This window comes from Robiginitalea aestuariiviva, from assembly GCF_029537735.1.
Classification (GTDB): Bacteria; Bacteroidota; Bacteroidia; order Flavobacteriales; family Flavobacteriaceae; genus Robiginitalea; species Robiginitalea aestuariiviva.
This window is the reverse complement of sequence record NZ_JARPUQ010000001.1, coordinates 502,768-516,619: the sequence shown is the minus strand read 5'-3', so window position 1 is coordinate 516,619 and position 13,852 is coordinate 502,768. Positions and strand designations below refer to the sequence as shown.

The following is a 13,852-nucleotide window of genomic DNA, read 5'->3' as shown; positions in this document are numbered from 1 at the left end:
ACCGGCCATGCGTAAGGAAGACTGTTTTTACCTCGGTAAGATCGTCTCCCGCCACGGCTACAAAGGAGACCTGCTCGCCAAGCTGGACACGGACGAGCCCGGTGCCTACGAAAATCTGGAATCAGTTTTGGTTGCCCTCGGGAACCATCTGGTTCCTTTTTTTGTGCGCCAAAGCCGGTTGCATAAGTCGGAGCTTCTCCGCCTGAGCCTGGAAGACGTGGCCTCCGAGGCCGACGCCACCGACCTGATCGGTGCGGAACTTTACTTGCCCCTGGACCTTTTACCGCCCCTGGAAGGAAACCGCTTCTATTACCACGAGGTCATCGGCTTTACCTTAAAGGACCTGGAGCACGGGGATGTCGGGGTAATCCGGGCCGTGAACGACCAGGCCTCCCAGGCCCTGTTTGTGGCCGAGAAGGATGGAAAGGAGCTCCTGATCCCCATTAGCGATAACTTTATCCACCGGGTAGACCGGAAGGCCCGCTGCATTGAAATTACGACCCCTGAAGGCCTTATTGACCTTTATTTAGGGGCTGGGGATTAACCCAGGGCCCCCGCGCAGTAATCCAGGCATTTCCGGACCTCCGCAATGGGGTCGGATCCGTCCGGGATGGCGTATTCCAGTTCTATGGTGGCCGGGAAGTCGTACCGGTTGTCCCGCATGAGTTGCAGGGCCGCTCCAATGGGGGTGTCCCCCGTACCCCAGACTACATTGCCTTTCCCGTTTTCGGGGGTCTGCCGGTCCTTGACGTGCATGCTGCGGATGCGGTAAAATTTATCGCGGATCAGATCCAGGGGGGCTGCATTCCCGGCAGCCACGTAATGCCCCAGGTCCAGGTTCAGGGCGTTGAAGGTGGACTGGCGCAGGGCTGTATCCCAGAAGGTGGGGGTTTGTTGTTCGTGCCCGTGATAGGCCACAAAGATCCCGTGTTTGGCTCCCATTTTACCGAGCTTCAGGGTATGGGCGTCGTCCGAGGGGTGCTCCAGCGTCACATGGCTCGCCCCCAGGGCTTTGGCGGCCCGGATGCCCCAGTCGATTTCCGCATCGGTATTATCCTGCCCAAAGGCCCTGGGCTTAAAGGCATAGATAGAAACCCCGGCATCTGCGTACATCTGCCGTATTTTCTCAAAGGGTTCCATGGAGGTTTGGGCGCGCCAGGCGGCAACCTCCTGGTTGTAGGCCGCCATGCGCTCCCGCATTTCTTCCAGTTCCTTCTCCTGGTTAGTGCTCAGGCCGCCCTCGCGCTGGGCGCGCATCAGGCTGAACATGGCCCTGCGGTCTATGGGGTTTTCCGGCTTGCCGGCAAAGGCCTCGGCCGGGTCTCCCATCAGTTCGATGGCATTTATGCCGCAGGCCTTTATATAGCCCAGGGTGGCTTCCGCACTCTGGTCCGGCAGGCTGCGGAAGGAGTAGGTTATGACCCCCACCTGTACCCCGTTAATCATGGATATGGCTTTCCGCGGTGTTTTCAGGATAGCCGGCCCGGCAAAGAGGCCGGAGGGTGTCAGGCTCAGGCCCGCCGCCCCAAGGGCAGCAGTACTGAGGAATTGGCGACGATTCGGATTTTGTTTGTTTTTCATGGCGATTGGGTGTTTGAAGGGTTTTGTGGCATATGGTTCTCATATTGCCCGTAGATTTTTAAGTTGCGGATAGACCAGGGGATATCGCCCAGGTCTGACGGGATGTCCTCCAGTTCCAGGCGGAGGTACCGGGCGGGTTGGCCGTCCAGGGGCAGGTGTACCTGCTGCTGTTCGGGATGCGCCCGGACTACTTCTTCCCAGGCCGTGCCATCTGCGGAAGTCAGGACCCGGAGCCCCCGCGGATAGGCCGGGGGTTTTTTGTCAGCCTGCCAGGGCAGGCCATTGGCAGGAGCATCAAAAGCCAGTTCATACAGGCGGGCGCTGCGCGGCAGGCGAACCTGGTACCACATGCCGTTTTGTTGGGCGGACCCGGTGGTCCACCCCTCAAAATTAAAGCCGCTTTCCGGGTTTTCGGACCCCCCGATAATCACGGGCCCCGAATGGCTGGCGGTTACTTTCCAATCCGGCCCGAATTCCAAGGCCAGGGGCACTTCTTCGCGGAGCCTCTTATAGGTGTATGGCTGGGATTGTGCTGCAGTTTCTTCCCGGATGCGGGATACTTCGGCTTCGGAAACCATGCTGGCCCCGTTGCCAAGGAGCACGCGAATGTAGGAGCTTACGTCTGCAATCCAGCGGTCGGGCTGTTCGGCATTGCCTACCATGACGCCCCCGGCAAAGGTGTTGCCGTCCAGGGGTCCCTGCAGCCCGTGCATTACGGTTTTTACCACATAGGCCGGGTGGCCCTGAACCCGGGCGGAACCGGCCAGCACCGGGGCCATATAGCTGCCGTTGCCCAGGGGTTTGCCATGGCCGCCCGGGCCGTGGCATTGCACACAGAGTTCATTGAAGATGGCAGCGCCCCGGGCCAGGGATTCCTTTTGAGGTTCACTTAAGGGGAAGGGGGCATTTTCCTTTTTTTCGGGTTCCCGGGCCAGCAATTGGGCACCTACGGTTTGTATGCCCCGGGATGGATTGGCCTCCAGCACTGCTGCGATGTGCTCCCGCCATTCTGGGAGTTCCAGCCAGGCCATACTCAGCATGGCCTGCAGGGCTACATCCACCTGCGGGTCTTCCAGGGCGCTCAGGTAAAGCGGGTGTAGGGAAGTGCTGCCCTGTCCGGCCAGCGACTCCCCGGCCCGGAGCGCCTGAATCCGGATGCGGGGGTTGGGATCTGCAGCTAGCGCCCGGATCTGGCTCTCCGAGAGGGTACCCAGGCCCTCCAGGCACCAGAGGGCGTGGATGCGGGCTTCCACAGGATGCCCCGGCCGGGTTAGTTGCTCCAGGGCGGCGCCTAAGGAACGGTCGCCCGAAAGTACGATCAGTTGCTGGGCTTTGTCCCGCCACCACCCATTGGGGTGACTCAGGTACTGCAGCAGTTCGGCGGGCGCCTGGTCCAGCATGCGCGGCTGTTCCCGGTTGCGGGGCAGGCTGTTGTGGGAAATGCGCCAGACCCTGCCCAGGCGGATCACCTTATCCAGCTGGTATTGTTCAATCTTGGCGCGGAGGTAACTCCCCGGTTGCGCCCATTCCCCCTCCTGAATAATACCGTGGTACATGTCCGTTACATAGAGGGTGCCATCCGGTGCCGTGGTAAGGTCTACGGGTCGGAACAGGGGGTCGGTGGATCGCAGGAATTCGGATCGCGATTCCTGATACGGGTTGTGCAGGGTGGTGAGGCCCTCGCGCACCTCGGGGTTGGCCTGACGGATGATCCGGGCCACCGGTTCCCCGTAAAAAAGTTTGCCATACAGCTCGGGGGGCAGGCGGTCTCCCCGGAAAATGTCGTTGCCGGCGGCACCGGTTACGCGGTTCAGGGAGCCGTCCGGCTGGCGCACTGCATCCATGCCCCCCTGCACGTCTGCCACCCCTATGGGCGCACCCCAGGGGACTTCAAACCCCTCCGCAAAGGATGCTTCCACCTCAATGTTCCCATAATGGATGGGGAACTGGAAGTAGGAGGGCAGGCCGGAGGCCCCGCCCAGGAACCACAGCTTGCCATCGTCGTCGTGGGTAATGCCCCACTGGGCCCGGTTATACCCGGTAGGCTGGCGCACCAGGCCGCCCGGGGTTTCCCGCACCCTAAAGGCATTTACGGTGCTGTACAGCCAGTTGTCCATCCCGTAATAGAGGAAGGCCTGCTGGTGTTCCACATTGCCGAACCGGCCAAACTGGGTGGCGAACAATTCCTTGCGGTCCGCCTTGCCGTCTCCGTCGGTATCCGTATACCGGTATACGTTGTCCTGGTTGGTTTCCATGGCCAGGATGCAGTCTTTTCCATAGGGGAGTACAAAGCGGGGGAAGACCAGGCTGTCCACAAAGACGCCCCCCGTTTCGTAGATCCCGTCGTTATCCCGGTCTTCCCATCGGGAAATCCGGCTTACCGGATCCAGGGTGCCTTCCGAATCCGCATTGAGCATATAGGTGCGTAGTTCCAGGACGTACATCCGCCCGTTGCCGTCGAAGGCAATGGCGCCAGGCTGCTGGATTTGCGGTTCCGTAAGCACCGGGGAGATTTGGTAGCCTTCGGGCAGCAGGAAGTGTTTAGCGGCTTCGGAGGCGTAAAGGGGTATTACCGGGGCTTTGGGCTCCAGGTCTGCCCCTTTCCAGTTGGGATCTTCCGGGTCTGTGCCTTCGGGCGGGGCCACCTGGGGCAGGGTATCTGAAAAACTCCCGATAACCTGGTCTACAGGGTGTGGGCCCGGCTCGCGGCAGGCGGCCGTGAACAGGAGGCAGAGGATGCCCGTCAGGGCCCCGGCAGAGTATAGGCTTCGGTTCATTGGGTACTGGGTTTTGCGCCCCCGGGGGTAGCCCCAGGGTCGCAAGGCGACAGAAATTTAACTACTTTACGATCATCTATCAAGGATTTAACAGTATGAAACCCAAGTTTTCACCGCTAGGGGCCGCCGGAATGGGGCTGTTGGCTGCCCTGTTTTCCACCCTGGCCAGGTGCCGGTCCGAAGTCCCGGAACGGGGAGACCCGGACCGCCCCAACATCGTTATCATCTTTACAGACGACCAGGGATACGGGGATGTAGGGGTCTTCGGGGCTGCGGATATCCCGACCCCCAACCTGGACGGGATGGCGGCAGAAGGGGTAGTCCTGACCGAGTTCTACGCGGCCCAGCCCGTATGTTCGGCTTCCCGGGCCGCCTTGCTTACCGGGTGTTATCCCAACCGGATCGGGATCCACAATGCCCTGATGCCCGGCAGCCCGGTGGGGCTGAACCCGGAAGAGGAAACCCTGGCAGAACTGCTGCAGGCCCGGGGGTATAGCACTGGTATTTTCGGGAAATGGCACCTGGGCGATGCGCCGGAATTCCTTCCGACCCGCCACGGCTTTGATCAGTTTTACGGTATTCCCTATTCCAACGACATGTGGCCCCATCACCCCCAGCAGGGGAGTGTCTTCCATTTTGACCCCCTTCCCCTCTACGAACAGGAAACCGTGGTGGATACCCTGGACGACCAGACCTACCTGACGCGGGACATCACCCGCAAAAGTGTGGCCTTTATCCGGGAGCACCGCGACCAGCCGTTCTTCCTCTATGTGCCCCACCCCCAGCCCCATGTGCCGCTATTTGCCTCGGAAGCCTTTCGCGGAAAATCCGGACGTGGGCTTTACGGAGACGTGATCATGGAAATTGACTGGTCGGTAGGGCAGATCCTGCAGGCGCTGCAAGACAACGGCCTTAGCGAAAATACGCTGGTGGTCTTTACCTCGGACAACGGCCCATGGTTATCCTATGGGAACCATGCCGGGAGTGCCGGGCCGCTGCGGGAAGGGAAAGGCACTACCTGGGAAGGGGGGGTGCGCGAACCTTTTATCCTGAAGTTCCCGGGCCGGATCCCGGCCGGGCAACGGGTGGAGGTGCCGGCCATGGCCATTGATCTGCTGCCTACCCTCACGGACCTGGCGGGCGCCCCCAGGCCCCAAAACCCCATTGACGGCAAAAATATCTGGCCCCTGCTAACCGGGCTGCAGCAGGAGAGCTCCCAGGACGCCTACTTTTATTACTACCGCGTAAACGAGATGCACGCGGTGCGCAGCGGCCCCTGGAAAATGTACTTCCCCCACAGCTATCGCTCCATGGAGGGGCAACCCCCGGGGCGTGACGGGCTTCCGGGGCCGTATACCTATTTTGAGCTGGAAACCCCGGAGCTATACCACCTGGGCCGGGACCCCTCCGAAACGCGGGATGTAGCCTCCGAGAACCCGGAAGTGGTCGGCCGGCTTTCTGCCCTGGCCGATGGGATGCGCCACCGCCTGGGCGATGCACTGACCGGGAGTGAAGGGGTGGAAAACCGCCCCCCGGGCCGGCTTGCGCCAGGGGAAACACCAGAACCCTGACGGTGTCGGTTTTCCGGTTCAAACAATTCCAGGTAGACGAGGCCGGAGCGGCCATGAAGGTAGGGACGGATGGCATCTTGCTGGGGGCCTGGGCCCCTGTTCCCGGAAAGGCGCGCAGGATCCTGGACGTCGGTACCGGCAACGGGCTCATCGCCCTGATGTTGGCGCAACGCTGCCCCCTGGCCCATATTACGGGAATTGACCGGGACCCTTCGGCTGCAGCACAGGCCAAAGCCAACATGGCAGCCTCCCCCTGGTCCGAAAGGCTCAGGGCCCACGCGGCGGATTTTGGAACGTATGCTCGTGATGCTGCTAAAGATTGGGATGCCCTGGTGAGCAACCCCCCATTTTACCGGGAAATGGTGTCTTCCGGGGAACCCCGCCGCGACCAGGCCCGTCAGCTGCGCTCCCTCCCATTTGAAACCTTGCTGGAGGGTGCGGACCGGCTCCTGGGGCCTGCGGGCACCCTTTCCCTGATCCTACCCGTGGGAGAAGCCCCTGGGTTTATGGACCTGGCCGCTGCCCATAGCCTTTATCCCTTGCGGCTTTGCCGGGTACGCGGGTTGCCCGACGTCCCGTGCAAGCGCATGTTGCTCCACCTGGGCAGGACCGCCGGGAAGCCCAAAGTTTCCGAGTTGATCATTGCGCAAATTGCGGGGGAGCCCAGCACCGAATTCCGGGCGCTTACCAGGGATTACTACCTGAAAATGTGAGGTTGCAACCCCAGATCAGGAGTTGGTACGGCGGGCCCGTTTGACGGCCCAATACACCGGGGTGCCCAGCAGGAGTAAGGCCAGTCCCCAAAGGACTGCAGGCCCGCCAGCGCCATAGATGGCCCAGGCCGAAAAGGCCAGGGTGCTCCCGCCCAGGATCCATACGCCCGGCGTTCCCAGGCGTTGCCTGCGCGACAAAACCAAATAGGCCAGGGCACTGCCCACATAGGGCACCAGGGTGCAGAAGGTGGACAACAGGATCATAAACCGGAACTGCTCCACCAGGCCTTCTGTATAATGCATCCCGACAAGCAGGGAGCTCAGTACACTCCCCAGGACCAGGCCATAACCCGGCACGCCAAAGCGGTTTTCCTTCCCGAAAACTGCAGGAAAAAGACCGTCCCTGGCGGTGGCCCGCGCCACCTGCCCCTGGATCAGGATCCAGCCATTCAGGGCGCCAAAGGCAGCTACGGCCATGCCCCCGGCTACCAGTACCCCGCCCCACTTCCCGGAAATGATCCGCATGGCATCGGCAAAGGGGGCGGTAGATGCGGCCAGTTCTCCCATGGGAACCATACCCATTACCACTACGGTACCCAGGATGTAGACCACCGTGGTGAGGGCGGTGCCTACCAGGGTAGCCCTGGGAACATTACGGCCTGGGTCGCGGATGTGGTCTGCGGGTACCGTGGCGCTTTCCAGGCCCAGGAAGGCGTACAGGGTCAGGGCCCCGGAAGCCGCAATGGCTTCCAGGCCGGATTGCCCGCTGGCATTCAGGGGAACAAAGTGTTCCGGCCTGAAAAAGAACCAGCCACCGGCAATAACCACCAGGATGGGCAGGAGTTTGAGGGCGGTGCTGACCAGCTGCAGCCAGCCGGAACGACGCAACCCCAGCAGGTTCACCCCGGTAAGCAACCAGAGCGTACCCATCCCCATGGCCATAGCCAGCAGCGGACGGGCCTGCAGGGCCGGAACCAGGTCCGAGGCGGCTCCCACAAAGGCAATGGTAATGGCGGCATTGGCAATCCAGATGGAGTTCCAATAGCCCCAGGCCACCAAAAAGCCCGGATAGTCTCCCAGGCCGGCGCGGGCAAAGGCATAAGGCCCCCCGCCGCGCCCCGTAAGCAATCGGCTGAGCCGGCTGAACATTTGCGCAATCAGCAAGGCGCCTGCAGCGGATATCACCCAGCCGGCCAGGCTGATCCCCCCGTATTGGGCCAGGGCGGCGGGCATCAGGAAAACCCCCGCCCCGATCATGTTGCCGACCACCAGGGAAATACTCATCCAGAAGCCGAGTGCGCCGCCTGTTTTTGAAGTTATTCCCATGGAGCGATCGGAAAGAAATCCATAACTTTAATTCCTTAGAAACGGTTTGCGTGATACCATCCTTCCATATAGATCCGGACATTCGGAAAGCCGAGACCCTGCCGGCATCCTTTTACCGGGACCCGGAAGTGTACCAGGCCCTTAAAGAAAAGGTTTTTTACCAATCCTGGCAATGCATCGGGGATAGCGGTATGCTTGGGGATCCGGGTTCTGCAACCCCGTTAATGTTGTTGGAGGGCTTTTTGGACGAACCCCTGGTTTTGACCCGGGATGCAGGGGGTAACCCCTATTGCCTGAGCAATGTCTGCACCCACCGGGGCAACCTGGTTGTGGAAGAATCCGGCCCGGCGCGTAAGCTTGTATGCGGCTACCACGGGCGGCGTTTTGGCCTGGATGGTAGTTTTGAGCATATGCCGGAATTTGAACAGACCAAAGACTTTCCTTCGCCCTGCGACCACCTCGCCCAGCTGCCCCTGCGTCAATGGGGCCCCTTCCTGTTTGCCGGCCTGGACCCGGCCTTTGAAATAGGACCTGTCCTGGAAGCCATGGAGGCCCGCATCGGGTTCCTGCCCCTGGACCAACTCCGGCCGGACCCGTCGCGCACCCAGGTGTACGATGTGAAGGCCCATTGGGCCCTGTATTGCGACAATTTCCTGGAAGGGTTCCATATCCCCTTTGTGCATAAGGCCCTGGATGCAGTTTTGGATTACGGGGACTACGAAACGGTACTTTTTGAGCATTGCAACCTGCAGATTGGTTATGCGGACGGGGAGCAGGAGGTCTTTGCCCTGCCCGAAAAGCATCCGGATGCCGGGCGGCAGGTAGCCGCCTATTATTTCTTGCTCTTCCCGAATACCATGTTTAATTTTTACCCCTGGGGGGTCTCGGTCAACTGGGTGCATCCGCTGGGCCCGGACCACACGCGGGTTACCTTTAAGAGCTTTGTCTGGGATGCCTCCAAACTGGACCGGGGTGCGGGTTCCGGCCTGGACCGCGTGGAACTGGAAGATGAGGCCGTGGTGGAAGGCGTACACAAGGGGCTGCAGTCCCGTTTTTACCGCGCGGGGCGCTTTTCACCCACGCGGGAGCAGGGGGTACATCATTTTCACCGGTTGCTGGCCGAATTCCTAATGCGTTAAGCCCGCTGCCCTGGCAAAACCTTCTCGTTAAATTCATAACGATCCGCCTGCTATTTGTTGGTTTTATCTACCTTTGAACCTGATAATTTTACACCCATGAAACCCGATCTTTTTGAAGCCCCCGATTACTACCTGCTGGACGATTTGCTCACTGAAGAGCACAAACTGGTGCGCGACGCAGCCCGCAGCTGGGTGAAGCGCTCGGTTTCGCCCATCATCGAGGATTTTGCCCAGCGGGCAGCCTTCCCGAAAGAAATCATTGGCGGGCTGGCCGAGATTGGCGCCTTTGGTCCCTACATTCCCATGGAATACGGCGGGGCGGGGCTGGACCAGATCAGCTACGGCCTGATCATGCAGGAAATTGAACGCGGAGACAGTGGGGTGCGCTCAACCGCCTCGGTGCAGTCCTCCCTGGTGATGTACCCCATTTTCGCCTACGGAAGTGAAGACCAAAAGCAGAAATACCTGCCCAAACTGGCCACCGGGGAACTGATGGGCTGTTTTGGCCTGACCGAGCCGGACCACGGGTCCAACCCCGGGGGGATGGTGACCCACTTCAAGGACAAGGGCGATCATTTTTTGCTGAACGGGGCCAAGCTCTGGATTTCCAATGCCCCTTTTGCAGACATTGCCGTGGTCTGGGCCAAAAATGAGGAAGGCCGCATCCACGGGCTGATAGTAGAACGCGGGATGGAAGGTTTCAGCACCCCGGAAACGCATAATAAATGGTCCCTGCGCGCCTCGGCCACGGGTGAACTCATTTTCGACAATGTAAAAGTGCCCAAGGAAAACCTATTGCCCGGCAAGAACGGACTGGGCGCTCCTCTGGGGTGTCTGGACTCTGCCCGGTACGGAATTGCCTGGGGCGCCATCGGGGCGGCCATGGACTGCTACGATACGGCCCTGCGCTATGCCAGGGAGCGGGTGCAATTCGGCAAACCCATCGCGGCCACCCAACTGCAGCAAAAGAAGCTGGCCGAAATGGTTACGGAAATCACCAAGGCCCAGTTGCTGGCTTTCCGCCTGGGGCAGCTCAAAAACGAAGGCAAGGCCACCACGGCCCAGATCAGCATGGCCAAGCGAAACAATGTGGATATGGCCCTGAAAATTGCCCGGGATGCCCGGCAGGTATTGGGCGGTATGGGGATTACCGGGGAGTATCCCATCATGCGCCACATGATGAACCTGGAATCCGTGGTCACCTACGAAGGCACGCACGACATTCACTTGCTCATTACCGGGCACGATATTACCGGATTTAGCGCTTTTAAATAGGAATCAAGCCCCGGAAAACCGCCGGTACAATTCCGGCAGCGCTTCCTGGCTTGCGCGGGCAAGCTCAAGCAGGTTCTTTGCGCGCACCAGGTTTTGCTCCGGGAAGCTGACCTTGTAGTACACGTCTCCTGCCAGATAATCCGCCAGAGCACGGATGCCGTGCAACAGCGGCATAAGTATCAGGCCCCAGGGGAGCCACTCCCGTTCTGACTCCGTAAGCTCCACCCCGCTGCCGAGAAAGCCGTCCGCAAAGGCAGCGAAAGCGTCCAGGTCCGGTTGCATGGCCCCCTCCCCCCCGTAATCCTCAGGGTACGCACAGACAACGCTGCGCACCGCATCCCCGAAATCCCAGATCAGGACCCCCGGCATAAGGGTATCCAGGTCTATGAGGCAAAGTGCCTGAGGGCGGTCTTTGCGGTACAGGATGTTTTTCAGTACCGGGTCGTTGTGGCAAACCCGGAGGGGAAAGGTGTCAAAGGGGATTTCCCGGCAGGCATCGATAAGCCCGCCGGCCACTTCTAGCCAGGGCGCAGCCTGGGATTTACGCGCAGTTCCGCCCTGGGATACGGCTTCTTGCAGTTCCCGGGCTCGCTTCTCCAGGTCATGGAAGCCCGGCAAGGGCGTATGCAGTTCCCGGGCCGGCACGCCATCCAGCAGGTTGTGGAATTGCCCCAGGATGCGCCCGGCTTCCCGGGCCAGGGCAGGGTCTGTGGTATTTTCGTAAGTCCGGCTGTTGGGGATGTACCGGTAGGCCCGCCAGAACCCCGATTCCGGTTGCCATACCCAGGCTTCGCCTGCCGGCGTTTTAAGGAGTTCCGTTTTTTGGTATCCTGGACCTTCCAGTACAGGGAGTACCTTCATCAGGTTTTCCATTAGGGCCACGGGGTCCTGGAAAACTTTTGTATTAACCCGTTGCAGGATTACGCCTGTTTGCCCGGGGTCCAAAACATGGTAGGTGTCATTAATAAGGCCGCCCCCCAGGGGTGAGACCTGGAACGGGTTCAGCCCAAAGGCTGCCAGCACGGGTTTCAGGACGGCATCCATGGGCCGGGGTCAGGAGGTCCAGAGGGGGGAGGGATACTTCCCGTTGCCGGTAAGGTCCTGTAGGGCTCCCACTGCCTTTTCGCGGTCCGCGGCATAGGTAACCCCAAACCAGTCACTTTGGGCCGGAATCACTTCAACCTCGGTCAGGCCCTGGCGCAGCATGTCCTGGATTACAAACGGCAGGTAAATTTCCCCTTTGGAGGCGTCTTCGGCCGTTTCCAGGAATTGGCGGAAGTCCGCTTCGATCTTCGGAAAGATACGAGGGCTGCACACCCAGAAATTCATACTCACCAATTCGTTCCCGGTGAACTCCAGGCCGCTGTCCGCATCGCGGATCTGCCCATTCTCCCGGGCAATTTCCACCCGCTCGTCCACGGACATCAACAGGTTCCCCTCCTGGCTGCACACGCCCCGGGAAACGGAGCCATGGGGGGAGAGGGTGTCCTGCAGGGTGTAGGCCACCAGGCCAAAACGATCCCGGTTGCCGGCGTTGGAGATAAAATGGGCTGCGCGGGCAAAAGCCGGCTGCCCGTAATAGTCGTCTGCATTGATCACGGCAAAGGGCTGGGTGATCACCGAACGGGCAGTCCATACCGCATGGGCCGTTCCCCAGGGTTTGGGGCGTTCCCCCGCAAACTGGGCGCCGGCCGGCAGGTCCGTAAGTTCCTGTGCCAGTACGTCCAGGCTTACATGGCCGGGCAGGCGCTGGCCCAGGTATTCCCGCAGGTAGTCCACATTGTCTTTCTGGGTGATTACCACGATATGGTTAAACCCGTTGGCCAGGGCATCGTATATACTGAATTCCATCAGGAATTCCCCCTGGGGCCCCAGGTCGTCAAATTGTTTGAGTTTGCCGTATCGGCTGCCGCGTCCTGCGGCCATCAGCAGTAATGTCATGGGTTCGTTATTTCGCTGCCCAAAAATAAGGTTTTGGGGGGAACTCCTTCCCGGATTGGGATTATTTCATACCTTCCAAAATCCAATCCAACCTTTTAAAAAATGGAATCCAGACGCTCTTTTCTGAGAAAATCCGCCTTTGGCGCCACCGCTTTGGGCATCTACCCCCTGGGACAACTCCAGGCCGCTGCCCCCCAGACTGAACGCTTGCGCGTTGGCCTGATCGGGTTGGGCCTGCGGGGCACCAACCATTTGAGGAACCTTTTATTGCGGGACGATGTGCAGGTAACTGCCCTTTGCGATACGGACCCGGCCCGTCTGGAACTTGCCGCCCAGGCCCTGAAAGAGGCCGGGCAGGCGAAAGCCGCTACTTTTGGCGCCCACGAATATTCGTATCGCGACCTGCTTGCCATGGAGGCTGTGGATGCCGTGGTGATTTCCACCCCCTGGCTCTGGCATACCCCTATGGCCGTGGACGCCATGAAGGCCGGGAAATATGCCGGGCTTGAAGTTTCTGCCGCCACCACCCTGGCCGAATGCTGGGACCTGGTGAACACCCACGAGGCCACGGGCACCCATATGATGCTTTTGGAAAACGTGAACTACCGGCGGGACATTATGGCGGTATTGCGCATGGTGCGGGAAGGCGTATTCGGGGAGTTGGTGCATTTCCGCTGCGGGTACCAGCACGACCTGCGCGAGGTAAAATTCAACAACGGCAAACAACCCTATGGAGGCGGCGCTGAGTTCGGGGAAAAGGGCATCTCGGAAGCCCGCTGGCGTACCCTGCATTCCCTGAAACGCAATGCGGATGTCTACCCCACCCACGGGCTGGGCCCTATTGCGGTGATGGCAGACATCAACCGGGGCAACCGCCTGGTAAGCCTCACCTCTTCGGCTTCCAAGGCCATAGGCTTGCACAACCACATTGTGGCCCAGGGGGGTGAGGACCACCCCAATGCGGCCCTGAAATTCAAACAGGGCGATGTGATTACCACCACCCTGACCACAGCCCGGGGGGAAACCATTATTGTGACCCACGACTGTAACCTGCCCCGCCCGTACTCCCTGGGATTCCGGGTACAGGGGGCAAAAGGCCTTTGGGAAGTGGACGGCAGCCGCATTTATGTAGAGGGGAAATCCCAACCCCATCGATGGGACCCGGCAGCTTCCTGGCTGGAGGCCTACGACCATCCTTTGTGGCAGCGCTATGGAGAATACGCCACTGGGGCCGGGCACGGGGGTATGGATTTCTTTGTGATGCACGCCTTTGTGGAATCGGCTAAACGGGGTATCGCCCCGCCCATTGACGCCTACGATGCTGCAGCCTGGAGCGCGGTCACCCCGCTATCCGAGCAATCCATTGCGGCCGGTGGCGAACCCCAGCACGTCCCGGATTTTACCCGGGGCCGATGGATCGGCAGGACCCCTTACGACTGGCTGAAGGACACATTTTAGCCCGGAGCCGGATGAAATCTGCGATCCAGGGTTAGCGGCCTGATTTTTATCATGTTTTGAACCGGGCCCAC

At 60.3% G+C, this 13,852-nt stretch carries 11 protein-coding genes; 6 read left to right on the top strand and 5 right to left on the bottom strand.

Annotated elements, in window-relative coordinates; translation table 11 throughout:
- Positions 1-7: 7 nt before the first annotated feature.
- On the top strand, positions 8-544 hold the full coding sequence (gene rimM / locus OZ410_RS02330) for a ribosome maturation factor RimM (RefSeq protein WP_277706296.1): 537 nt from the start codon (positions 8-10) through the stop codon (positions 542-544).
- Here the strand turns inward: rimM and OZ410_RS02325 are convergent.
- Together OZ410_RS02325 and OZ410_RS02320 are read right to left on the bottom strand one after the other, a co-directional pair.
- On the bottom strand, positions 541-1,581 hold the full coding sequence (locus tag OZ410_RS02325; RefSeq protein ID WP_277706295.1) for a sugar phosphate isomerase/epimerase family protein: 1,041 nt from the start codon (positions 1,579-1,581) through the stop codon (positions 541-543). The two genes, rimM and OZ410_RS02325, sit on opposite strands and share 4 nt — an antisense overlap.
- On the bottom strand, positions 1,578-4,358 hold the full coding sequence (locus OZ410_RS02320; RefSeq protein WP_277706294.1) for a DUF7133 domain-containing protein: 2,781 nt from the start codon (positions 4,356-4,358) through the stop codon (positions 1,578-1,580). Before OZ410_RS02320 ends, OZ410_RS02325 begins: the two co-directional genes overlap by 4 nt.
- Before the next feature lie 95 nt (positions 4,359-4,453).
- On the opposite strand from OZ410_RS02320, the gene OZ410_RS02315 reads away from it, so the two are divergent.
- Positions 4,454-5,929: a sulfatase family protein gene (locus OZ410_RS02315; RefSeq protein ID WP_277706293.1), complete on the top strand. Its 1,476-nt coding sequence runs from the start codon at positions 4,454-4,456 to the stop codon at positions 5,927-5,929.
- A gap of 2 nt (positions 5,930-5,931) precedes the next feature.
- A complete protein-coding gene (locus tag OZ410_RS02310) occupies positions 5,932-6,642 on the top strand; it encodes a tRNA1(Val) (adenine(37)-N6)-methyltransferase (RefSeq protein WP_277706292.1) in 711 nt (236 codons plus the stop codon).
- 15 nt (positions 6,643-6,657) lie between these two features.
- Here the strand turns inward: OZ410_RS02310 and OZ410_RS02305 are convergent, their stop codons facing one another.
- Positions 6,658-7,926 carry an amino acid permease gene (locus OZ410_RS02305; protein WP_277706291.1) on the bottom strand — a complete coding sequence of 423 codons (1,269 nt, stop codon included), beginning with the start codon at positions 7,924-7,926 and terminating at the stop codon, positions 6,658-6,660.
- Positions 7,927-8,018: 92 nt separating this feature from the next.
- Here OZ410_RS02305 and OZ410_RS02300 point away from each other — a divergent pair, with 92 nt between their 5' ends.
- Both OZ410_RS02300 and OZ410_RS02295 read left to right on the top strand, forming a co-directional pair.
- Complete coding sequence (locus tag OZ410_RS02300) at positions 8,019-9,107, top strand: aromatic ring-hydroxylating oxygenase subunit alpha (protein ID WP_277706290.1); 1,089 nt, start codon at positions 8,019-8,021, stop codon at positions 9,105-9,107.
- A 96-nt stretch (positions 9,108-9,203) separates the two neighbouring features.
- Positions 9,204-10,382 (top strand): acyl-CoA dehydrogenase family protein, encoded by a 1,179-nt coding sequence (locus tag OZ410_RS02295; RefSeq protein WP_277706289.1) that lies wholly within the window; start codon positions 9,204-9,206, stop codon positions 10,380-10,382.
- 3 nt (positions 10,383-10,385) lie between these two features.
- Here the strand turns inward: OZ410_RS02295 and OZ410_RS02290 are convergent, their stop codons facing one another.
- Positions 10,386-11,426 carry a phosphotransferase enzyme family protein gene (locus OZ410_RS02290; protein ID WP_277706288.1) on the bottom strand — a complete coding sequence of 347 codons (1,041 nt, stop codon included), beginning with the start codon at positions 11,424-11,426 and terminating at the stop codon, positions 10,386-10,388.
- A gap of 9 nt (positions 11,427-11,435) precedes the next feature.
- Positions 11,436-12,323, bottom strand: coding sequence for a nucleotidyltransferase family protein (locus OZ410_RS02285; protein ID WP_277706287.1), 888 nt, complete (start codon positions 12,321-12,323; stop codon positions 11,436-11,438).
- 102 nt (positions 12,324-12,425) lie between these two features.
- Between OZ410_RS02285 and OZ410_RS02280 the strand changes: the two genes are divergently transcribed.
- A complete protein-coding gene (locus OZ410_RS02280; protein ID WP_277706286.1) occupies positions 12,426-13,781 on the top strand; it encodes a Gfo/Idh/MocA family protein in 1,356 nt (451 codons plus the stop codon).
- Positions 13,782-13,852 lie beyond the last annotated feature (71 nt).